The sequence below is a fragment of the Vibrio hepatarius genome, assembly GCF_011806575.1.
Lineage (GTDB): Bacteria > Pseudomonadota > Gammaproteobacteria > Enterobacterales > Vibrionaceae > Vibrio > Vibrio hepatarius_A.
This window is the reverse complement of sequence record NZ_JAATOO010000010.1, coordinates 1-23412: the sequence shown is the minus strand read 5'-3', so window position 1 is coordinate 23412 and position 23412 is coordinate 1. Positions and strand designations below refer to the sequence as shown.

Here is a 23412-nt window from a genome sequence, read left to right as displayed (position 1 = left end):
AGAGAAGGCCTCTATTATTCGATAACAACAAGTGGTTGGTCGAATTCAACTGGTTGACCATCTTCAACTAGGATTGCAGTTACCACACCAGACTTGTCAGCTTCGATTTGGTTCATCATCTTCATTGCTTCAACGATACATAGTGTTTCGCCAGCTTTAACAGATTGACCTACTTCTACGAACGCTTTTGCGTCTGGGCTTGGAGAACGGTAGAAAGTACCTACCATTGGAGAAAGAACTTGGTGACCAGCTGGAACTGCTGGAGCCGCTTCTGCTGCTGGAGCAGGTGCTGCTGCCGGAGCCGCTGGAGCAGCAGCTACAGGTGCTGGCGCCGCTGCGTAATGAACTGGAGCAGGTGCTACTGCAGGGCCGCTACGACTGATGCGTACCGATTCTTCACCTTCAGAGATCTCTAGCTCAGCAATGCCAGACTCTTCAACTAATTCGATAAGCTTCTTGATTTTACGGATATCCATCTTGTCTTTCTCTTTTATCTTGTGAATAAGACAGCCCTCGGGGGCTGCAGAGTGTATGTGTTACTTTGCCTGTAGCTTTTTAATCGCGGCAGACAGAGCGAATTCGTAGCCTTGTGCACCTAAGCCGCAGATCACGCCTTCTGCTTTATCAGAAAGGTAAGAGTGATGACGGAAAGGTTCACGGGCGTGTACATTTGAAAGATGCACTTCGATAAATGGGATCGCAACACCCAAAAGTGCATCGCGCAGAGCGACACTCGTGTGAGTAAACGCTGCTGGATTAATAATGATAAAATCCACGTTGCCATAGGCTGCGTGGATCTTCTCGATCAGTTCGTACTCGCGATTCGATTGTAAATGCTCTAGTTCTACGCCAGCGTGCTGGGCTTGTACCGCGAGTGAATCGATAATCTGTGCCAGAGTCTGAGAACCGTAATGTGCTGGTTCACGGAGACCTAACAGGTTGAGATTAGGACCATTTAAGACAAGAATGCGTAATTTTGTTGTCATTGTGTCGCTATCTTCCTATTTCATGATACGAACTAAAATATTCCCATATTATCGCTGATTCAGCATGGTTTCTTTGTGAAATTTAGACTGAATCTTTGAAATAGACCAAGATTATAGCTAATTCAGCGCATTTAGCAGCAATTTACTGGTCTTATCACTTTTGTTTTATAAAAAAAGCACGCAAGAAATGGGAGCAAGGGCACAGTGTCGATTTTCTCCGTATCATTTTCACCGTTCAAAAACTGCTCAAAGGTCAGAATTTGCTGATAGTGATGAATATTTGCGCTGAGTCGAGTGTGATGGAAGCGGTGCTCCACTATAGTGACGTGCAATATTGCCGCTCACCTTGTCGCCACTTTTCCCCAACGGGCTGAAAGTTGAGTTAGGCACAACTCACGCTCTCTAATTTAGGTGCCTGTATATGAAGATAGCGACCTTTATCACTATCGCTTCTCTCTCTGTGACGTGTTCAGCGATTGCCGCGAAACCTGCTGTGCAAACTAATCATGAAAAACTGGCTGACGACCCGACTAAAGTGATTACCAAAGCAGGGATTTCTTACGCCAATAACTATGACTTTGATGATTCCAGCGTGTCGTTCTCTGGCTCTTTAGCGTTAGACGCGGCGAGAAAAATCAACGTGCGTCTGAATGACGACGCTAGTGAGTGGCGTGTTGGCGGCTCTTGGCTCTTTCCTATCGGGATTCTGAATTTCAACTTTGGAAAAAACGAATACACTAATGGGGCTAACCAGACCAATTACAGTGTTGGGACCTTTATGCCACTCAGCTATTTTGGTATTGAGCCGGCTGGCATCCAGCTTTTTCCTATGGCGGGTTATACCTACAATGATGGTGAATCACCTCGCTGTACTATAGGTTCAAAGTGTGACGATATAGGCTTCCAAGGGATACCTAGTGCAGAAAACGGCTTTTACATGGCGGAATCGGCTGGCAGTAGCGGTTATTTGGGTACGTTTGGCTTAAAGTCGCTGACGCCAGAGTTGAGCATGATGGGCTTTGCCGCGGCCACATATGGTTCAGAAAACGATGAAGGAGAGAATTACAAAGGCTTCTTCGCGGGGCTCGGTGCGGGATACTTGGTGAACAAAAGCCATTCGTTTAACCTGATGACCTTTGTAATGGATAACAACACCTATCTCGATGACCCAGATAAGCGTGTGATTGCTTCGTATACTTATCAATTCCAAGGATAGAAAAACGCCCCTGAAGTCAGGGGCGTTTTGTTCGTTTAAACCAGTTCCGCTTTTTCAGCGATGAGTTTATCAACTACGCTTGGGTCTGCCAGCGTTGATGTATCACCTAGGTTGCTCGTATCACCTGTGGCAATCTTACGTAGGATACGACGCATGATCTTACCTGAACGTGTCTTCGGTAGAGACTCTGTCCAGTGCAGTACGTCTGGCGTTGCGATTGGACCAATCTCTTTACGCACCCAGTCTTTCACTTCTTTGTGAAGCTCAGCGGATGGGAACTCACCATCGTTTAGCGTGATGTAAGCGTAGATAGCTTGGCCTTTAATGTCATGTGGAATACCGACAATCGCTGCTTCGGCAATCTTATGGTGTGCAACCAATGCGGACTCGATTTCTGCGGTACCCATACGGTGACCAGAAACGTTCAGTACGTCATCCACACGCCCAGTGATCCAGTAATAACCGTCTTCATCGCGGCGGGCGCCGTCACCCGTAAAGTACATGCCTTTAAAGGTTGAGAAGTAAGTCTGCTCGAAGCGGTCATGGTCGCCGTAAACAGTACGCATCTGACCTGGCCAAGAATCGAGAATAACTAGGTTACCTTCGGTTGCGCCGTCAACAACGTTACCCATGTTGTCGACTAGAGCCGGTTGTACGCCAAAGAACGGACGAGTCGCTGAGCCTGGTTTTAGGTCCGTCGCGCCCGGCAGTGGCGTGATTAGGATGCCGCCAGTTTCGGTTTGCCACCAAGTATCAACGATAGGTGATTTCTCGTCACCGATGGTTTTGTAGTACCACTCCCAAGCCTCTGGGTTGATTGGTTCACCCACTGAGCCCATGATACGTAGGCTGTCACGAGAAGTTCCTTCAATCGCTTCGTTACCTTTTGCCATCAGCGCACGAATTGCCGTTGGCGCTGTGTAGAGGATGCTGACTTGGTGCTTGTCTACCACTTCGCTCATACGTGCTGTGGTTGGGTAAGTTGGTACACCTTCAAACAGGATCGTTTTCGCACCGTTAGATAGCGGTCCGTATACTAGGTAAGTGTGGCCAGTGATCCAGCCCACGTCTGCGGTACACCAGAAGGTATCGCCTGGTTGGTAGTCGAAAACGTATTTAAACGTCATGGTGGCGTAAACTAGGTAACCACCTGTGGTGTGTAGAACACCTTTAGGTTTGCCTGTTGAGCCAGAAGTGTAAAGAATGAACAGCGGGTCTTCTGCTTTCATCTCTTCTGGTGGGCAAACATCAGAAACTTTTGCCGTAGCTTCGTGCCACCAAACATCACGGTGTTCGTGCCATTCGATTTCGCCGCCAGTACGTTTTAGTACCACCACTTTCTCAATGGTTTTCACTTCTGGATTCGTCAATGCTTCATCGACGTTCTTCTTCAGTGGTACCGCACGTCCGCCACGAACCCCTTCGTCTGCAGTGATAACCACTTTTGCGTCTGAGTCGATAATACGACCCGATAGTGCTTCAGGTGAGAAACCACCAAATACCACTGTGTGAACCGCACCGATACGGGTACACGCCAGCATAGCCACTGCCGCTTCCGGTACCATTGGCATGTAAAGACACACCACGTCGCCTTTACGCACGCCTTGCTCTTTCAGTGCGTTTGAGAAACGACAGACTTCTTTGTGCAGTTCGTTAAACGTCAGTGTTTTATCGTCTGCTGGGTCATCACCTTCCCAGATGATCGCAACTTCGTCACCGCGCTCTGCTAGGTGACGGTCGATACAGTTTTCAGAAACGTTGAGTGTGCCGTCTTCGAACCAGCGAATATCTACGTGGCCAGTATCAAAAGAGGTGCTTTTCACCTTAGTAAAAGGCTTAATCCAATCGACAATCTTTCCGTGCTCGCCCCAAAATGCTTCTGGGTCTTTCACCGATTGCTCGTACATCGCTAGGTAGGTGTCATTATCCGCATGCGTATTCGTTTTGATGTTTTCTTTTACCGGATAAATATGGGCTTCACTCATTGCTTTTCTCCTTGTGCCTAATTCCGTTGTTGTGGGGTCGGAATTAGCAGTGTCCGTTTAAAACAACCGACGTTGTACAAAATCCCTATGCCTATAACTTTCAAGCACAGGGCTGGATTCGACAATTAGACTTTAGGATGAGAGGGAAGCTTCTGCTTAAAAATTAGATTGTTATGTTTGAAATTGAGAGTTGGATCGACACTTATGCTAGCGGGTATAAGGCAGATTTAGACTAGGTAGATCACCTTTTGTCAGTCTGACGAACACCAAAGCGGCGGCGATCGCATCTTGCAGAGCGTCGTGTTTGTTGCGGATAGGGATGTCGAGATGCTTACAGATCGCGTCTAAGCTCAGGTCAAAATAGGCATTGGGCAGGTGCTGTTCGAGTTTGTCATGGTAGATCTGGCTGACTTCAACCAGTGGGTTGGGCAGCGGAAAGCCTAAGTGGCGACGACACGCTAAGTCGAGAATCTTCTTATCATACCGAATATGGTAGCCAACTAGAGGTCGATTACCGGCAAACTCCAGCAACTGGATCAGTGCCTGCTTTTCATCGATGCCATCGATCAAATCCTGATGACGAATCTGGTGGATTTTGACCGAATTTGAGTCGAGTGACTGTGGCGCTCTCAATCTGACTTCAAACGGTTTACTGGTAATGATGCGGTTGTCGATGATTTTGGTCGCTGCGATAGTCACCAGCTCGGCGCGATTCGGGTCAAGGCTGGTGGTCTCGCAGTCGAGAGAGACGTACTCATCCTTTTTCACCCCAGCAAACAACGCTTGGTAAGATGAACCTTTGAGTTTATGGAACCAGTAAAGCCTTTGAATCCAGTTCATACTTGTGGCCTTAATCGCGGATCTGGTAGTGGTAGCCAAGGAACTGCTTAAACTTCTTCACCACATGTAAACTGTGACGAAGTAAGTCGCGTTCGGTGCGCTCCAATAGTTTCAGGTCGATTCGGTTGTGACTGTGCTGGTTGGCCAATTGCTGGGCGAGTCGCAGCTTAAAGAATAGCTTGAGTGCCTCACTCAAGTTGTCCGCGGTATCGGGTTCTAAAATACGCTTTTTACGTAGTAGCTCAATGCGATCAAACGTGTTGTTTTCATCGACGCCGTACTCTAGTGCGAGGGTGCGGATACCGTGCACGATTGGGAAAATGCCGCCACTTTTCAAATCCACGCCTTGCTTATCTTGTTTGACGTTACCAAACAGCGTCAGTGGCAGGCTAAATTGCAGTGCTGGACGACAAAAATCTTGCAGCGCCAGCATGTTGTTTAGCATATGGCTGTAGAGATGTTGTCTGACTGGCTCGAGCAACTCTTTGTTGCCAGCCACAGCATGGGCATCGGTGAAGATGGCTAAATCCATTACCTGTTCAGACGAGGTCGCTTTCGCCCACTGGGTGATGGTCTTCTTCCAATCGGTTTGTGACTTGACCCATTTCGGGTTGTTGACCATTACGTTGCCCGGGCATAGTGGGTAACCCAATTGCTGCAACGTATGAGTGAGCTGGTTCATCACTTGTTCGCATTGATGCCAGTGCAAACCGTCTTTGATGATCAGTGCGTTGTCTTGGTCGGTTTTAAGAATTTGTTCGCCGCGCCCTTCTGAGCCGAGCACGACTAAACAGCAGTGGTCGTGTAGTGCGGGAGGCACGACTAATTCAAATGCTTTCTCGATGATCTGTTCGTTGACCGCAGAAATTAGCTCCATGATAAAGCGCGTGCGAATGCCGTTACTCAACAGGCTATCGACCAACTGACGCTGACGGTTAGAGGCCAGTGCCAGCTCTTCAATGCTTGAGGCGCGCGCAATACTCAAAGTGAGTACATGGGAGTGTGTTGAGAAGGCGCTGAGTATTTGTGTCATGTCGAGCATGCCGACCGCCTGCTTGCCGTCAGCGACCATGACGCGTTTCATGCGATTTCGCGTCATCTTAATCATCGCATTGAATAAGAAGTCGCCGTCTTCCACATGAATGACCGGGAAGGTTGCGATCTGGCCGACAGGCGTATCGAGTGGGTGGTCATCCAGCATCACCGCGTGAAGCATGTTGGTTCGAGTGATAATGCCGTAGGGAAGCTCGTGGTGTTGGTTGAGCAGTCGCGGGTCATCGTCGTTTAACTTGACCAGCGCCGAGTCAATTCCGTTTTCTTTTAGTGTTCGCGTTACTTCATTCAGGGGTTGGTCAGGCTGAAGGATCATCGGCGGGTGGTAAATATCGCTGTCCACCTTGGTCAGGATAAATTCGGCGAGGTTTTGCTGTTGCTGCGCCGCTTCGATTAACTCTTGTCTTTTGGCTAGGTTGTTATCGAAGTAAGCGGCGAACTGACCGTTCTCGTTATAGAGTTCGAGGAAAACGTCTTTTGGCAGCAAGTAGGCGAGGGTATCTTCTAGCGCGACATAGTGGTGGCGGAGTTTGTCTTCAAACAAGGCGCGTACATCAAATAGGTCGTCGTTAGCGTAATGAGCAAAAATCTCACTGCCGTTTTCCGAGCGCTCTTCTACCGCCCCTTTGATCAGAATATGCAGGTACTTGGCTTCAGATCCAGTCGACAAAATGGTTTCTTTGCCTCTGAAGTAGGCGACGTCGAGTGAAGAGCGCAGCTTTTTCTGCTCGCTTTCATCTAGGCGATCGAAAGGGGGAGAGTGCATGTTAAATTTATCAGGCATGAATCACCTACACGTACAAAGAGACCATAGTGCTAGTGTGACAAATTCTTTGGGAAGTGCTAGACGACTTTGGTCGAACGGTTGCTGAACACTGGATGCGTATCAATAGGGAAACATTGCGGTGACGAATATTCCCTTTTTATGCAGCGTAAAAAAGTAGATACTAGGCGCGCTTTTTCATATGCATTTGAGGTTTTTATGCTTACCCCATCTCCTTATGGGTGGATTTCCCAATATTTTGGCGGTTTTTTCTTCGCATACGGTGTTTATCTTCCGTTTTGGGCGTTGTGGTTCGAAGAACAAGGCGTTTCGCCAACCGATATCGGTTTATTGGTGGGAATTGGTTTTGCGACACGCTGCGTCGCGAACATGACGTTAACGCCTCGAATTCATAAAGTGGAACACCTGATGCCGGCACTGCGTTGGCTGAGTTTCGCTGCTCTGGTGTTTGTGGCTTTCCACTTCTTTACCGGTGGCAGTTTCTGGTTAATGGCGGTCGCGACCATTCTATTTAACTTGTGTTGTGGTCCGATTGTGCCGCTTTCCGATGCGATGGCGAACTACTACGCGCGTTTAAAAATGTTGGATTATGGCCGCACACGACTGTGGGGTTCGATTGCGTTTATCGCCGGTTCTACCGTGGTGGGCTTTTTGGTCGCGAAATTCGGCTCTGACATGATCATCTATACCGCGCTTGCGGGTGTGTTTGTCTCGTTACTATTCAGTCTTCGCCGCACGACGCCGATGCCAGTGACCACTGAAGAGGAACACGCAGAGCGTCCTAAACTCTCAGAGCTATTGCGTGAACTGCCTGTCGTTAAGTTCTTAGTGCTGGTCGCCTTGATTCAAGGTAGCCACGCGGCGTACTACAGCTTCAGCTCGATTTACTGGAAAGAAGCGGGCTACTCAGAAGACATCATTGGCTACCTGTGGAGCTTAGGTGTGGTTGCTGAAGTCGCGGTATTTGCGTTCAGTAAGCGTATGTTTTCTGGCTGGACGCTACGCACTCTGTTTGTCGTTGCGTCTTTAGGTGTAGTGGCGCGTTGGGGTTTGACTGCTTCAACGACAGCACTCGTCGCATTGGTGATGATCCAGCTGCTGCACGGCGTGACATTTGCGATGGCGCATATCGCCGCAATTCAATACATCCAAAACTCAGAGCAGCGTAAGATGGTGGCGTTACAAGCGCTATATAACGCGATACCGCTAGGCGCGTTTATTGCCTTAATGACGGCATTAAGTGGTTGGGGTTACGAGAACTGGGGCGCGAACGTGTTCTGGGCGATGGCCGCGATGGGCGTATTGGCGCTGTTTATTCGTGTTGAGCCTAAACGCCAGTCGAAAGAAAAGGTTATGAAAGCTGAACCACAGAATTAAACCGAACGCATTGAGATAAGTGATTATCCTTAGTTAAATGAAGCCTCTCCAAATGGAGAGGCTTTTTTTATGGACGTGACTCAAGATAAGGATATCTGATGCAAGGTTGGCTGGTAATCGTGGTGCTGCTGATGTACCTCGGGCTGCTGTTTCTCATCGCATGGCATGGCGACAAACACCCAAAATGGTTGGCGAAATGGCGTTCGTGGATTTATAGCCTGTCGATTGCGGTTTACTGTACCTCATGGACGTTTTACGGCACGGTCGGACAAGCGAGTGATAATCCCTGGTCCTTCTTGCCGATCTATCTTGCACCGATTTTGGTGTTTACGTTTGGCTGGCGTATTCTCGCGCGTTTAATCATTACCGCTAAACGGGAACACATCACCTCGATCGCCGATTTTATTGCCGCGCGTTATGGTAAATCACAGGGGTTGGCGGTAGTTGTAACGCTGATCGCGGTGGCGGGTATTCTGCCTTACATCGCTCTGCAACTGCGCGGGATTACCATGGGTTTAGAAATCATCGCCCCAGACCTGTCGCAGAGTTTTGCCAATAACGGTTCAGACGTATCCTGGTTTGTCGTTGGTGCATTGGCGGTGTTTACCATGCTGTTTGGTACGCGTCATATCGACAATACCGAACACCACCGTGGCATGATGATGGCGATTGCGTTTGAATCCTTGGTCAAGTTGGTCGCTTTTTTGGTCGTCGGCTGTTTTATCCTTTATCTTGCTCTGGGTAGCCGCGATATCGAGTTAGTCGAGATCGCCGCACAAACCTATGAGCCTCCCAATTTCCCCACGCTCGCGATTCATACCTTGCTGACCATGATGGCGATTGTCTGTCTGCCGCGTCAGTTCCATACCATGGTGGTCGAGAACGAACGCGCGCAAGACTTGCACACTGCACGTTGGCTATTTCCGATTTATCTGGTGTTGATGGGGATCTTTGTCCTACCGATCGCGTGGGTGGGGCAAAGCCTACTTACTGACGTGAGCCCAGATACCTTTGTGATCAGCTTGCCGATGGCGGTTGGTGCGAGCGATATTGCCCTGCTGGCGTTTTTAGGCGGCACATCAGCGGCGAGTGGCATGGTTATCGTTTCGACTATTGCGTTGGCGATCATGGTCTCGAACGACTTGGTGATGCCGCTCATTCTGCGTCGGATGCGTTTATCTCATCGCAACCATCGCCACTTTTCCGGCTTATTGCTGATCATCCGCCGCGCGCTGATTCTGTTGCTGCTGTTTGGCGCGTGGGGCTTTTACCAGGCATTGGGCTCGATTCATTCTCTCTCGGCGATTGGCTTTTTGTCTTTTGCCGCGATCACCCAGTTCGCGCCGGCGATTCTTGGCGGGATGTATTGGCGTCAAGGTAACCGCAAAGGCGCGTATGTCGGCTTGGCGTTCGGTTTTACCATCTGGTTGATTACCTTAATGAGCCAGACCGATATGCTGGCGGGCGATGCGAGCAACAACTTCCTGTTGTGGATTGTAACCCCGCCAGACTACTTAGAAGCGGCGGGTATCTCAGGTTCAGACTGGGGCATCGTGCTGAGTATTGTTGGTAACGCGATTTGTTATGTGCTGGTCTCGATGTTGACCCGAGCTAGCCTAAGTGAGCGTTTACAGTCGGCGTCGTTTATTGGTACGCCGCTGCCAGAAAACGAAAACATGAGCTTGTACCAAAGCCGCGTGACCGTGGGTGAGTTGGAAATGCTGGCGTCTCGTTTTGTCGGCAGGCCACGAGTTCGCACCGCATTTAAGCAGTATTGGGCACAGCAACACGAAACCATGATGCCAAACCAGCAGGCGCCGTCGACGTTAATTCGACACACCGAACGCGTGTTGGCTGGTGTGTTTGGTGCCTCTTCAGCGAAGTTGGTTCTGACGTCGGCGCTGCAAGGTCGCAATATGCAGCTCGAAGAAGTGGCAACCATTGTCGACGAAGCATCGGAGCTGTACGACTTTAGCCGCGGCTTATTGCAAGGGGCGATTGAGCACATTGGTCAAGGTATCGCGGTGGTGGACAAGCAGCTTAGGCTAGTGGCATGGAACCAACGTTACTTAGAGCTGTTTACTTTCCCGACCGGGTTGATTCAGGTCGGCCGTCCCATCGCCGATGTGATTCGCCACAATGCCCAGCAAGGCTTATGTGGACTCGGTGACCCGGAAGATCACGTACGCCGTCGTATTTACCACTTAGAGCAAGGGACACGCCATACCTCTTCTCGTGTTCGGCCAGACGGACGAGTGATCGAAGTGCAGGGGAACCCGATGCCAGGTGGTGGTTTCGTGATGAGTTTTACCGATATCACCGTGTTCCGTGAGGCGGAACAGGCGTTGAAAGAGGCCAATGAAACGTTGGAAGAACGTGTGCATGCGCGAACCGAAGAGCTGGAAAAACTCAACAAGAAACTGGTGTCGGCGACCCAACGTTCAGAGCGCGAATCTCAGTCTAAATCTCGCTTCTTGGCTGCCGTTAGCCACGATTTAATGCAGCCACTCAATGCGGCACGTTTGTTTGCTTCGTCATTATCGGAAGTGGCAAAAGACGATGAAACCAAAAAGCTCTCGCATCATATCGAAAGTGCGCTTGGTGCCGCAGAAGACCTGATCGGTGATTTGCTGGATATCTCCCGCCTCGAATCAGGCAAGTTGGACGTCAACATTCATAGCTTTGAAGTCAATGATGTTTTGTCGAATCTTAACGCCGAGTTTAGTGCGTTAGCCAAGCAACAAGGTGTGCAGTTTGAAATGGTGCCGAGCAGCTTGATCGTCCAGTCTGACCCGAAACTGCTGCGTCGCGTGGTGCAAAACTTCCTCACCAATGCGTTTCGTTATAACCCGAATGGGAAAGTGGTGTTGGGTGTTCGCCGGGTGAAAGGACAAGTACGCATCGAAGTGTGGGATAACGGTACTGGCATTGATGAAGACAAGCAGCAAGAGATTTTTGAAGAGTTCACCCGAGGTAGCCAAGTGCGCTCCGATCAGGGGCTTGGGCTTGGTCTGGCGATCTCGAAAGGGATTGCGCATGTCTTAGGCCATCAAATCTCGATGCGCTCTTGGCCGGGAGATGGCAGTGTATTTTCCATTACACTCGAGCGTAGCTCAGAGGCGCAGGCCAAACCGCAAGTTGAATCTGCGGGTGCGGCGTCTGACTTAAGCCATTTGCGTGTGCTGTGCGTTGATAACGAACCGGATATTTTGGTCGGGATGGAAAACCTACTCGCGCGCTGGGGCTGCGATGTGCGCACCGCGACTGATATTATCGGCAGTTTGAAATCCATTGATGAAGAGTGGTTGCCGGATGTGATTTTATCTGACTATCGTTTGGATAATGGACGTACGGGATTGGAAGTGTTGCAACAATGTCGTTTAAGGCTCGGTGATAGCTTTAAAGGCGTCATTATCAGTGCCGACCGTACTAACGATATGATGGCCGGGATCACTTCAAATGGCTTCAGCTTTATTCCTAAACCCGTTAAACCGCTTAAGCTTAGGGCAATTCTCAACGGGTTATAGATATGCTTTGAGAAATAAAAAAGCCTGCATTGTGCAGGCTTTTTCATTTGACTGTCCCGTCTTAAATAAGGTTGTATCACTGCTCCGTGAACAGCGTTTCGTACTTCACAAATGCGGTTTGTGTTTCACCGTAGTAAAGCGTGCCATTGGATTGAATCGCAACACGCAACCAGCTTTCAGGTGAGCTTGGTTTTGGTAGGCTGATGTACCAGTTTTTACCTTCACTCCCTGCGGCCTTCATATCGATCGGTTTGCCCGTTTTGTCTTGGTCGTCGACCAAAGACAGCTTTACTCCCTCAAGCGTAAAGTCGGATTCTAGAGATAATTCTAGTGCCGATTGAGTGAGGTTTTCAGAGCGAAACAGCACTTTAAACTCACCATTCTCCATACCACACAAACCGCTGGTGTAGCGACAGTTGGACTTGGACACGAGCTTGTAGGTTTCACCTTCTTGTGCAGCATGTGGCTTCTCACTTATCGCCATATCCGTACCGAAGTAAGCGATGATAGATAAGATGGGTGCTATGAGTAGGGCGATGATTAAGTGCTTGTTTTTAAACATTTGGGCTTCCTTGCTACAACGTTATTTGGCCTAAACTACCTTAACTGAGGATAATAAAAAAGCCCCCCGACGGGTAGTCTAAAAGGGGGCTTAGATAGTGTTACTTAACGATTAGTGATCTACGGCGTCACTTGCACCTGCTGGTACACGTACGTGTTCAACCAGATCTTTAACTTCTTGTGGTGTTTCTGCTGTTACTTTAGATACACCGTACGCGACTGCGAAGTTAAATACTGCACCTACCGCACCAAATGCATTTGGCTCGATACCTAGGAACCAGTTGCTGCCCCAGCTTTCTAGGTAAGTCCAATCTGCGACAAACAGGATACCTTTGTGCTGGAATACGTAGAACAGAGTGATCGTAATACCAGTGATCATACCTGCGATAGCGCCTTCTTTGTTGATGCTCTTACTGAAGATACCCATCATCAGTGCAGGGAAGATGGAGGACGCCGCCAGACCGAAGGCCAGTGCAACCGTACCTGCCGCGAAGCCTGGTGGATGGAGACCTAAGTAACCCGCCACCGCAATCGCCACCGCCATCGAGATTCGACTCGCCAATAGTTCTTTCTTCTCGGATATATTCGGATTTATCACGCCTTTGATTAAGTCATGCGATATTGCCGAAGATATTGCCAATAGGAGACCTGCTGCGGTCGATAGTGCTGCTGCCAGACCACCTGCCGCGACGAGTGCGATTACCCAGTTAGGGAGTTTCGCGATCTCTGGGTTCGCCAGTACCATGATGTCACGGTCAACTTTTAGCTCGTTGGTTGCAGCATTCGAAGTGTACTGAATGTTGCCGTCACCGTTCTTATCTTCAAAACCTAGTAGGCCTGTTTTCTCCCAGTTTTTGAACCAGTCAGGACGTTCGTCATACGCTAAGTGCTGACCTGGAGCAGGGTTTACAGTATCCATTAGGTTTAGACGAGCCATCGCAGATACTGCTGGTGCAGTTGTGTATAGAATCGCGATGAACACGAGTGCCCAACCTGCTGACGTACGTGCGTCACGTACTTTCGGTACCGTGAAGAAACGGATGATTACGTGTGGTAGACCTGCTGTACCGATCATTAGCGACATAGTGTAGGCGAACATGTTTAACGTATCGCCACGCACCTGAGTGGTGTATTCACTAAAGCCGAGTTCGGTCACCACTTGGTCGAGCCTATCGAGTAGATAGACGTCGGTGCCGGTAATGGTGCTACCTAAGCCAATCTGCGGGAATGGGTTACCAGTAAGCTGCAGAGAGATAAAGATTGCTGGGATAGTGTAAGCAAGAATGAGTACGCAATATTGAGCAATCTGCGTGTATGTGATGCCTTTCATGCCGCCAAGAACCGCGTACATAAATACGATACACATACCGATTAGTAGACCTGTAGAGTAGTCAACCTCTAGGAAGCGACCAAACGCAACACCCACACCTTTCATCTGTCCGATAACGTAAGTTACCGACGCGATGATAAGACAAGCAACCGCTACAACACGTGCTGCGTTTGAGTAGAAACGTTCACCTACAAACTCTGGTACTGTGAATTTGCCGAACTTACGTAGGTAAGGTGCAAGAAGTAGCGCGAGAAGTACGTAACCACCCGTCCAACCCATTAGGAATACAGAGCCGCCGTAACCCATGAAGGCGATAAGACCTGCCATAGAGATAAATGACGCCGCTGACATCCAGTCTGCTGCTGTTGCCATACCATTAGCGATAGGGTTTACACCACCGCCTGCAACGTAGAATTCTTTAGTTGATCCAGCACGTGCCCAAATCGCGATACCGATGTAAAGGATAAAGGTCGCACCAACAACGAGGTAAGTGATTGTTTTCAAATCCATCTGAGTGACTCCTTACTCGTCCACGTTAAATTCGCGGTCAATTTTGCGCATTTTCCACGCGTAGTAGAAAATAATGCCGAGGAACGCATAGATGGAACCTTGTTGAGCAAACCAGAAACCTAGCTTGTATCCACCTAATTGAAATTGATTCAGTACGTCGACAAACAAAATGCCACAGCCAAATGAAACGACAAACCAAATGATCATCAAGTTGATCATCAGTTTTACGTTTTTGTCCCAGTAGGCTTTGGCTTTATCCTGACTTTCAAACGCCATTGCCGCCTCCTTACGATTGTTTATGTTGTTAAGAAAATGTTTCACCATCTACATTAGCAAGGTGTTGGCAAGAACTCTTTTCAACTTTAGTCGTGGGGGTATATAAAAAAAGCGCCATTAAAATAGGCGCTTACAGGTGGGTGGGGTTGTTTTTGTGATGTTAACGATGTGTTAATTTAGCCAAAGGTCTAATAATTATTCGCTTTGAGTCGTATTTATTTTCAAACATAGAAGTCTTTTATACCCATTAAAAGGTTGTTTAATGCGACGGCGGCCAAAATTAACCCCATAACACGACTGATGATCGCGGCGCCGACGTTACCAATCCATTTTTGGATATGCGTCGCACCAAGCAGTAACAGCAAGGTAATCAGCAGCACTAGAATCATCACACCCGCTGTCATACCTTGGTCGAGAAAAGAGTTACGGTGATTGTCGGTTAACATCACAATCGCCATCATCGCACCCGGTGAAGCAATCGACGGGATCGCCAACGGATACACAGCTAAGTCGGCCAAGTCCGATTTACTGAGATCTTGAGACAGTTTAGTTTCTTGGTCGGGTTTGGATTCACCAAAGATCATGCTGAGTGCAAATAACAGAAGAACTAAGCCACCTGCGGCTTGAAACGCAGGCAATGGAATTTGCATCGCTTCTAATAGTAACTGGCCTGCGATGAGGAAAAATAGTAGTACGCCCGTGGCGATACCGACCGCTTTCAGAGCCACTAATCGACGCTGTTTAGCCGTCAGGTGATGAGTTTGTGAAAGGTAGACAGGTATGGTCCCTACAGGGTCGATAACCGCCCACAGAACAACGAATTGAGTAATTAAGATACTAAGCAAGCTTTTGGCTCCCAGAGTTAGTAAAACAGAGGGATAACATACTTGGCGACGGGATGAGGGAGTGCTCAGGAGCCCCGTTAGCCGGACTTAGTCACAATAGCTTAAATTGGGCTCAATTGCGTTAAATTACAGTGAATTAAGACTCTGATTCGAGTTGTTGCAGCAAGATAACCGCTTGAGTGCGGTTTTTCACCCCAAGTTTGCGGAAGATTGCCGTCATGTGCGCTTTGATGGTTGCTTCAGACACATTGAGCTCGTAAGCGATTTGCTTGTTAAGTAAGCCGTCTGAAAGCATGCCTAGTACTTTGTATTGCTGCGGTGTTAGGGTCGAGATTTTTTCGGCAAGGTCACTACACGCAGCGTTGTTGGTAATCGAACCTTCTGGGAAGAAGGGTTCGCCATTTAACACCTGGTTTAACGCACTCACCAACTCACGCATATCGCTCGATTTAGGAATGAAACCAAACGCACCGTGGCTTTTCACTTGAGTGACAACCGACGACTCTTCGCTGGCAGAGACAACCACGATCGGCAGATCAGGGTATTCTGCGCGTAGGTGTATCAAACCAGACATCCCATTCGCGCCCGGCATTTTCAAATCAAGCAGCAGTAAATCCGGCTCTTCTTCTTTGGCCAAAACCGCGAGTAGCGCTTCAAGCGAGTCGGCTTCCAGCAAGTTGGCACCACTGACCGCCATATGGACGGATTGGAAAAGCGCGTTGCGGAAAAGGGGGTGATCGTCGGCGATGATTATGTTGTATGTCGAATCCATGACGTTAAACACTTATAACAAACTAGTTAAATGATTATTGTCACCTTTGCGTTACGGGACAATGTTTATTCACTAAAAGTCTGAACTAAATCGGGTTTTATTAGAAAAATTGCATATAAATGTTTATTCCCTTGTCACCAATAGAACCGGTGTCATCCCAAACGCCAATCTCGATTTAAACCAGAGCGGGTTTGAATTGGCAAGGTTATTGATTTTTCAGATAAAACAACGCCGCCTCAAACAGTGATGGCGGCGCTGGTTAGCATGGTTTCTTGCGGCGTTTAAAACACCGATGAGCTTAAAGGCTATGGGTGGTCAAATGCTCTAAGAACCGCTCGGCTGGCATAAATCCGGTAATACGGGCGTTAGGGATATGTTCGCCTTTCGCGTTCCAGAATTCGATGGTTGGCAAACCGAGAACGTTCATTTGTTTTAACAATTCAATGTCTTGTGGGGTGTTTTTCGTCACATCCGCTTGCAGTAAGACAAAGTTCTTCAACTTACCTTCGACATTGGTTTCGTGGAACGTGTACTTTTCAAACTCTTTACACGCGACACACCAGTCGGCGTAGAAATCGAGCATGACTGGTTTACCGGCAAGCTTGGCTTGCTCAAGCTGACTTTCTAGCTCCGTCGCGGTAGAGACGCGGATGAACTCAATGCTTGCCTGCTGTTTCGCCGCTGGTGGATTGAACCAATAGTTCAGTGCTGGCTGTGCTGAGACGAACAACCCGAGTACTGCAATAATACCGACGGTACTTTGCTTCCAGCCGCCAAAGGTGAGTGAATTCTTGACGTGGTAAAGCCAGCCAAACGCCGCGATACCCAGTGCTGACCACAGCCCGGTTGACCATGCTTCTGGCAAGATACGTTCGAGTAAAAAGATTGGCGCAGCCAGTAAGATGAAGCCAAACAGCGTTTTGACTCTGTCCATCCAGTTGCCCGCTTTGGGTAGTAGCTTATTGCCGAATACCGCAACCAGTATCAGCGGAATCCCCATACCGATTGCCAAGGCGTAGAGTGCAACACCGCCGGTCAACAGATCGCCACTTTGCGCGACATACAGCAGCGCACCAGACAGTGGCGCGGTTGTACACGGAGAGCAGACCAACCCTGAGATGGCGCCCATGGCAAATACGCCCAGAGAGCTGCCACCTTGTTGTTTGTTGCTAAGGTTATTTAGCCAGGTTTGTACGCCACTTGGCAGCTGCAGGTTATAAACGCCAAACATTGATAATGCTAAGGTAACGAACAACACACTTAGACCAATCAATACATACGGGTGCTGCATCGCCGCTTGGAATTGCATGCCCGCAGACGCAACCACCAAACCGAGTAGGGTATAGGTCAGTGCCATCCCTTGAACGTAAACAAAGGAAAGGCCTAGTGCGCGGCGGTGGCTTAACTTACCGCTGCCAAGCACGATACTGGTCAAAATCGGGTACATCGGTAGCACGCAAGGCGTAAAAGCTAAGCCCACGCCCAGCGCTAAAAACAGTAGCGGTGTCCACCAGTTATCGCTGAGCTTCGACGCTAGGTTGGAATCTTTTGACGCTGGTGTTGATGGTGTTTGTGTCGAGGTACTTGGCGCGGAGTCTGCTTGCGCCTGTGTTGGTGTCACACTGTTGCTGTCTGAAAACTTAAAGCTGGTGACATCGATAACGCGCGTTTCTGGTGGGTAGCAAAAACCAGCTTTCGCACAGCCTTGGTATTGAACGATTAAGCGAGCGCCTTCTTGATAGTCTGACAAAGAGACTTCAACAAACAGCGGCGTGGTATAGATGTTTACCTCACCAAAAAACTCGTCTTTGTACGGTTCGCCGTCGCGCATGCTGACTTCGTTGACGGTAACATTTTCGCCGCTGACCGAAATACGGTGTTGATAAAGGTAGTACTCAGGTTTGACCTGCCAGTCGATCAGTATGCGGTTGCCCTGTTGGAAATAATTCAACGGAAAAGCTTCGTCAACGGGAACAAATCGGTCCTTGTTGTCAAAACTGAGCGTTGAGTTGTTGTTGCCAAAAATCGCCAGTGCTGGCGTAGAAAGCATAGAAAAACAGAGGATTATCAGCGTAAAGGCAAAGCGCATAAAGTCAGTCACTTGAGTTAATTTTGTTCATTTTAACTCATTAGGACAGAAGAAAGGACGAAGAAGTTTCAAGCCAAAGAAAATAATCTTATTGCGTGGGTTAATAAAAAAGCATGAGAAGGGAAAGTCGCTGAGAAACCCTGATAATTCAGGCTACAGAGTTTCTCAGCTTTGACTGTTTTGCGCTTGCTTTACGCGACGCCTAAACGTGCTCGAACAACACGTTCACAAGCGTCAATGTTGTCGGTGTCTTTTGGGATCACCAACACAGTGTCGTTACCACCGACCGTACCCAAGATCTCGGTGTGCGGGTCGATGTCGACTAGGCGAGCAACAAGCTGCGCACTGCCAGGGTGCGTTTTTACCACCACCATCGATTGGTTGTGGGTAATAAACTCAATCTGCGATGAAATCGAAGACTCGACACGTACTGGTGCGGTTTCTACGGTAATGCAATACACCTTTTTACCACACGCATTTTGCACTTTGACGACACCGAGTTGAGAAAGCAGACGGGAAACCGTGGATTGGCTAATGCCTTCAAAGCCGATATTAACCAGCGCTTCGCGAAGGTCATTTTGCGTTGCAAAACTTTGCTGTTGAAGCAGGCGTTTGCAGGCAGCGGTAAGCGTTTTATCTTCTGAGTAATCTACTGTAATAGGGTTTAGAGTTTCACTCATGGGAACTCCTTAACGTGACGTACGAATAAACCGTCCATGTAAACTAAGGCACTCTTTTCTCCTTGCTGTGCCCCTCGGCCAATCTCTAAGAAAATTGGTTTTTTGCTTGAGCAATCACTTCTTTGGCGATCTTATATTTATTGTGAGAAATGAGTTTACCACCAAACAAAATGTGGCTTTGTGAAAAGGATCGCCAAACAAAAATAATGCATAAAGCGGAGATTTGAAGGAATATTCTGATGGAAAGTGGATATTTATTCCGTGTAAGGAATAAATATCCAGTACGATTTACGCTATAGACGCTAAGGGATTGAAGCGATTGGTTAGCGAGCTTCGGTCATGATTTCGCGTGAGAATACTTTTTCACAGTAGTGACACTTCAGATGCACATTGTCCTGTTTTTGTTGAACTTTAAATTTACTTTCAACTGGCTCACCGTGCGAAATACAGTTGCTGTTTGGGCACTCAAACACGCTTTCAATGTGCTCTGGAAGAGCCAGGTTTAGCTTGTTGACGACCTTGTATTCTTCGATCTGGTTTACAGTCGCTTTTGGTGCATAAAGTGCCAGTTGGTTCGCTTGCTCTTTAGTAAGATAAACGTTCTCAATTTTGATCAGATCTTTTGCACCGAGCGCTGAAGAAGGCAGGTTTAGACCGATTGTGATGCGCTGGTTAGTTTTGTGCATCTTGAACAGTTTTAGAATTTTGATCCCGATGTGAGCAGGGATGTGGTCAATCACTGAACCGTTGCGAATCGCTTCTACTTGTAGTTGAGTTTCTTTCACCATGATATCTCTCCTGCTAATTAAATGGTTTCGTTAAGAACTAGAGCCAGTAGCGCTTCGCGAGCGTAAACGCCGTTTTCTGCCTGCTCAAAGTAGTAAGCGTGTTTGGTCTTATCTACGTCCGTGGTGATTTCATCCACACGTGGTAGTGGGTGCAGCACTTTCATGTTGTCGCGTGCTTCTTTTAGGGTTTCAGCGGTGAGGATAAAGGCTGATTTGAAGTGTGCGTATTCAGACTCGTCAAAGCGCTCTTTCTGTACACGTGTCATGTAAAGTACGTCTAGCTCTGGCACCACTTCTTCAATGTTGCTGTGCATGCTGAACTGGATGCCCGCTTCTTCAAGCTCTTCACAAATGTAGTCTGGCATCGCCAACGCTTCTGGTGCGATAAAGAAGAAGCGCACGTTGTTGAACTTCGCCAGTGCTTGAGTCAAAGAGTGAACCGTACGGCCGTATTTTAGGTCACCAACAAACGCAACGTTGAGGTTGTCTAAAGTACCTTGCGTCTCGTAGATAGAGAACAGGTCAAGCAGAGTTTGCGTTGGGTGTTGGTTTGCACCGTCACCACCGTTAACGATTGGAACGCCGTTTGAGAACTCAGATGCTAAACGTGCTGCACCTTCTTGCGGGTGGCGCATCACAAATGCGTCAACGTAAGATGAAATCACTTGTACTGAGTCTGCCAATGTTTCACCTTTTTTCGCCAGTGACGTATTACCGCCGTTATCAAAGCCAATCACGGTGCCGCCCAAGCGCTGCACTGCGGTTTCGAAAGACAAGCGAGTACGAGTTGACGGCTCAAAGAAGCAGCTCGCTACCACCTTGTTTTTTAGCAGTTCAGGATTTGGCTCGGCTTTGAGTCTTGCCGCGGTATCAACGATAAGCTCTAGCTCTTCACGGCTAAGCTCTGGGATAGAGATAATGTGCTTTTTAAATAACGAATGCGCCATTGCTGATTTTCCTCGTCTCGTAAATGACAGACAAAAAAAAGCCCCCTAAAAATAGGAGGCTTCAAATAGGATCGATGGAGAAAAAGAAACAGCGAACGTCCCTGAACCAGGGTGCGAAAAATCGTCGCGATACGTTGTAAGTGGCTGTTTCATTTTGTGCTCCGTAGACAAATTGCGGAGGATTATACGGACAAAAAAACGCCTTGCAAGCGTTTGTGAAAAGTATCCAGAAATTGGATTTTTATGCGAAAATGGCATCTTTTCGACTCTTGTTCTCAGGTGTTGTGAGAACTTGCTTGGTGGCGTTTTTATTGCTGTTTTATTTGTCTTTCACTGAAAAAAAATGCGGGCTTTATTCAGGGTAAATTGAGGGTCTCCCTTCCTGCCGCCCGCATTTCCCTGCAGAAATACTCGTTCTCGATGAAATTGTAGCTGGGTAACTCTGTTTCCTTGACGGGGTATCTATCGGGAAACAACCCCTGCTACAACCTCAATCTCCTGAGTATTCAGGCTGCTAATATCGGCGTGATATTAGTCGCCTAGTGTTGCTACCATGATAGCTTTGATAGTGTGCATGCGGTTTTCCGCTTCGTCGAAGACGATAGAGTGTTTAGACTCAACCACTTCGTCAGTGACTTCCACACCGTCTTTTAGCTGAGGGTATTCTTGAGCAAGCTCTTTACCCACAGTTGTGTCTTCACCGTGGAATGCTGGTAGGCAGTGCATGAATTTCACATGTGGGTTGCCTGTTGCTTTTAGCATCTCCATGTTCACTTGGTAAGGCATCATTAGGTTGATACGCTCAGCCCAAGCTTCTTTTGCTTCGCCCATTGATACCCATACATCAGTGTATAGGAAGTCACAGCCTTGAACGCCTTCTTGAACGTCTTCAGTCAGTGTGATTTTCGCGCCAGTTTCTTCGGCGATTTCACGACATTGTGCCACTAGTGCTTCTTCTGGCCAGTACGCTTTAGGTGCCACTAGACGGATGTCCATGCCCATTTTCGCTGCGCCAACCATTAGAGAGTTACCCATGTTGTTGCGAGCGTCGCCTAGGTAAGCAAACTTGATTTCGTGGAGTTGTTTGCCACGGCCGTGTTCTAGCATAGTTAGGAAGTCAGCTAGGATTTGAGTTGGGTGGAATTCATCTGTTAGACCGTTCCATACTGGCACACCAGCGTAAGCGCCTAGCTCTTCGACGATCTCTTGACCGAAACCGCGGTATTCGATGCCATCGTACATACGGCCAAGAACGCGCGCTGTATCTTTCATTGATTCTTTGTGACCGATTTGAGAACCAGATGGGCCTAAGTAAGAAACTTGTGCGCCTTGGTCAAACGCCGCAACTTCAAATGCACAACGTGTACGAGTTGATGTTTTCTCGAAAATTAGCGCAATGTTTTTGCCTTTTAGACGAGGTTGCTCATAGCCGTTGTATTTTGCTTTTTTAAGCTCCGCAGAAAGATCTAGCAGGTGCTGAATTTCACGTGGAGTAAAGTCTAGTAGTTTTAGGAAGTTACGGTTACGTAGATTGAAAGCCATGATGTTTTCCTTCTTGTGTTTAGCGCTTTCCTATTTATGCAGGGTAAAGAAGTAAGAAAGCGCATAAAAATTGACAGTTAATTCAGTTGTTTGTTACTCGGTCATCCGTTTTGGCAGTGGATGAGAGAGGGTTAACCTTTAGTGATGTTGGTGCCCGCTGTGCCTTGCAGAATGCGTAGGCCATCTTCTAGTGCACCAATGCCGACCACTTTGCCGCCTTGCTTGATAAATTCGCACGACGCTTCAATTTTTGGTCCCATTGAGCCAGCATCAAATTGGTATTGAGCCAGTTCTGTTGGGGTAGTGCTGCGCAGAGCGTGTTGTGTTGGTTTGCCCCAGTCTAGGTAAACCGCGTCTGCGTCAGTCAGAATCAGTAGCGCATCTGCGTCGAGTTGTTTCGCTAGGAACGCTGCCGACATGTCTTTGTCGATCACCGCTTCTACACCAACCAGTTTGCCGTTTTCACGTTTCACTGGGATACCACCACCACCAGTACAGATCACTAGGTGACCTTCATCGATCAGCTTAGTAATCGCGTCGTTTTCGATGATGCCAGTTGGTTGTGGGCTAGGAACAACACGACGGAAGTGTTTGCCGTCTGGTTTGATGATCCAGTTGTACTTCTCAGCCATTTCACGCGCTTCAGCTTCTTCGTAGATCGGGCCAATTGGCTTAGTTGGATCGACGAACGCTGGGTCATTTGGGTCAACGGTCATTTGCGTTAACATGCAAGTCACGTTGATGTCAGGCAGTTGGTTTTTGAACTCTTGCATCAGCATGTAGCCGATCATGCCTTGAGTTTCGCTGCCCAAAACATCCAATGGGTATGGCGCAACTTTTTTGTATTCCAAGCCTTGAAGGGCTAGCAGACCGACTTGTGGACCGTTTCCGTGAACCAGTACCACGTTGTATTCTTTAGCGATTTCAGAAATCGTTTTGACAGCAATTTCAATGTTGTGGCGCTGAACGTCTGCCTCTAAAGGCTCACCGCGACGAAGTAGGGCGTTACCGCCAAGTGCTACAACTACAGTTTGTTTGCTCATTGTTTTATCTCTCTGCAGGGGGCAGAAGCGCAGTGCACTTCTGCCTTTTTCATCACGACTTAGATGCCATCACGCTCGATTGGGCAGCTCATGCAGCGAGCACCGCCACGACCACGACCTAGTTCGTCACCTGGGATTGGTAGAACTGTGATGCCTGCTTTGTCGTATTTCTCGTTGGTGTAAGTGTTGCCTTCGTAGCCGATAACTACGCCAGGTTTCACAGTTAGAACGTTGTTCGCGTCGTTCCACTGTTCACGTTCA

Annotated in this window: 20 protein-coding genes; 3 read left to right on the top strand and 17 right to left on the bottom strand. The window is 48.3% G+C overall.

The window, feature by feature from the left end; all coding sequences use genetic code 11:
• Positions 1 to 14: 14 nt before the first annotated feature.
• Positions 15 to 476 (bottom strand): acetyl-CoA carboxylase biotin carboxyl carrier protein, encoded by a 462-nt coding sequence (gene accB, locus HCZ42_RS09840; RefSeq protein ID WP_053410050.1) that lies wholly within the window; start codon positions 474 to 476, stop codon positions 15 to 17.
• A 60-nt stretch (positions 477 to 536) separates the two neighbouring features.
• Positions 537 to 986, bottom strand: a complete 450-nt coding sequence (aroQ, locus tag HCZ42_RS09835) for a type II 3-dehydroquinate dehydratase (protein ID WP_167420540.1) — start codon at positions 984 to 986, stop codon at positions 537 to 539.
• Between the two features lie 421 nt (positions 987 to 1407).
• Here aroQ and HCZ42_RS09830 point away from each other — a divergent pair, with 421 nt between their 5' ends.
• A complete protein-coding gene (locus tag HCZ42_RS09830; RefSeq protein ID WP_167420539.1) occupies positions 1408 to 2202 on the top strand; it encodes a hypothetical protein in 795 nt (264 codons plus the stop codon).
• Positions 2203 to 2237: 35 nt separating this feature from the next.
• Here HCZ42_RS09830 and acs read toward each other — a convergent pair whose 3' ends face one another.
• From acs to HCZ42_RS09815, 3 genes are all read right to left on the bottom strand, one after another.
• Entirely contained in the window at positions 2238 to 4187 is a 1950-nt protein-coding gene (acs, locus tag HCZ42_RS09825) for an acetate--CoA ligase (RefSeq protein ID WP_167420538.1), read from the bottom strand.
• Positions 4188 to 4394: 207 nt separating this feature from the next.
• Positions 4395 to 5027 carry a 3'-5' exonuclease gene (locus tag HCZ42_RS09820; protein ID WP_167420537.1) on the bottom strand — a complete coding sequence of 211 codons (633 nt, stop codon included), beginning with the start codon at positions 5025 to 5027 and terminating at the stop codon, positions 4395 to 4397.
• A 10-nt stretch (positions 5028 to 5037) separates the two neighbouring features.
• Positions 5038 to 6864 carry a DUF294 nucleotidyltransferase-like domain-containing protein gene (locus HCZ42_RS09815; protein ID WP_167420536.1) on the bottom strand — a complete coding sequence of 609 codons (1827 nt, stop codon included), beginning with the start codon at positions 6862 to 6864 and terminating at the stop codon, positions 5038 to 5040.
• 198 nt (positions 6865 to 7062) lie between these two features.
• Here HCZ42_RS09815 and HCZ42_RS09810 point away from each other — a divergent pair, with 198 nt between their 5' ends.
• Together HCZ42_RS09810 and HCZ42_RS09805 are read left to right on the top strand one after the other, a co-directional pair.
• On the top strand, positions 7063 to 8241 hold the full coding sequence (locus HCZ42_RS09810; RefSeq protein WP_167420535.1) for a 3-phenylpropionate MFS transporter: 1179 nt from the start codon (positions 7063 to 7065) through the stop codon (positions 8239 to 8241).
• A gap of 98 nt (positions 8242 to 8339) precedes the next feature.
• Positions 8340 to 11768, top strand: coding sequence for a hybrid sensor histidine kinase/response regulator (locus HCZ42_RS09805; protein WP_167420534.1), 3429 nt, complete (start codon positions 8340 to 8342; stop codon positions 11766 to 11768).
• 76 nt (positions 11769 to 11844) lie between these two features.
• Here the strand turns inward: HCZ42_RS09805 and HCZ42_RS09800 are convergent, their stop codons facing one another.
• From HCZ42_RS09800 to HCZ42_RS09745, 12 genes are all read right to left on the bottom strand, one after another.
• Positions 11845 to 12330 (bottom strand): hypothetical protein, encoded by a 486-nt coding sequence (locus HCZ42_RS09800; protein ID WP_167420533.1) that lies wholly within the window; start codon positions 12328 to 12330, stop codon positions 11845 to 11847.
• Between the two features lie 111 nt (positions 12331 to 12441).
• Positions 12442 to 14169, bottom strand: a complete 1728-nt coding sequence (locus tag HCZ42_RS09795) for a sodium:solute symporter family protein (protein WP_167420532.1) — start codon at positions 14167 to 14169, stop codon at positions 12442 to 12444.
• A gap of 12 nt (positions 14170 to 14181) precedes the next feature.
• Positions 14182 to 14445: a DUF4212 domain-containing protein gene (locus HCZ42_RS09790; RefSeq protein WP_053410059.1), complete on the bottom strand. Its 264-nt coding sequence runs from the start codon at positions 14443 to 14445 to the stop codon at positions 14182 to 14184.
• 221 nt (positions 14446 to 14666) lie between these two features.
• Positions 14667 to 15290, bottom strand: a complete 624-nt coding sequence (locus tag HCZ42_RS09785) for a MarC family protein (protein WP_167420531.1) — start codon at positions 15288 to 15290, stop codon at positions 14667 to 14669.
• Positions 15291 to 15426: 136 nt separating this feature from the next.
• Entirely contained in the window at positions 15427 to 16062 is a 636-nt protein-coding gene (locus tag HCZ42_RS09780) for a response regulator (protein WP_167420530.1), read from the bottom strand.
• 298 nt (positions 16063 to 16360) lie between these two features.
• On the bottom strand, positions 16361 to 18151 hold the full coding sequence (locus HCZ42_RS09775; RefSeq protein WP_167420529.1) for a protein-disulfide reductase DsbD: 1791 nt from the start codon (positions 18149 to 18151) through the stop codon (positions 16361 to 16363).
• A gap of 191 nt (positions 18152 to 18342) precedes the next feature.
• Positions 18343 to 18831, bottom strand: a complete 489-nt coding sequence (locus tag HCZ42_RS09770) for an arginine repressor (protein ID WP_167420528.1) — start codon at positions 18829 to 18831, stop codon at positions 18343 to 18345.
• Positions 18832 to 19154: 323 nt separating this feature from the next.
• Complete coding sequence (pyrI, locus tag HCZ42_RS09765; protein WP_167420527.1) at positions 19155 to 19619, bottom strand: aspartate carbamoyltransferase regulatory subunit; 465 nt, start codon at positions 19617 to 19619, stop codon at positions 19155 to 19157.
• Between the two features lie 17 nt (positions 19620 to 19636).
• Positions 19637 to 20566: an aspartate carbamoyltransferase gene (gene pyrB, locus HCZ42_RS09760; RefSeq protein WP_167420526.1), complete on the bottom strand. Its 930-nt coding sequence runs from the start codon at positions 20564 to 20566 to the stop codon at positions 19637 to 19639.
• 531 nt (positions 20567 to 21097) lie between these two features.
• A complete protein-coding gene (locus tag HCZ42_RS09755) occupies positions 21098 to 22108 on the bottom strand; it encodes an ornithine carbamoyltransferase (RefSeq protein ID WP_053410066.1) in 1011 nt (336 codons plus the stop codon).
• Between the two features lie 131 nt (positions 22109 to 22239).
• Complete coding sequence (gene arcC, locus HCZ42_RS09750) at positions 22240 to 23151, bottom strand: carbamate kinase (RefSeq protein WP_167420525.1); 912 nt, start codon at positions 23149 to 23151, stop codon at positions 22240 to 22242.
• Between the two features lie 59 nt (positions 23152 to 23210).
• Positions 23211 to 23412 (bottom strand): arginine deiminase family protein (locus HCZ42_RS09745; protein ID WP_254868932.1); only part of this gene is annotated, 202 nt, incomplete at its 5' end.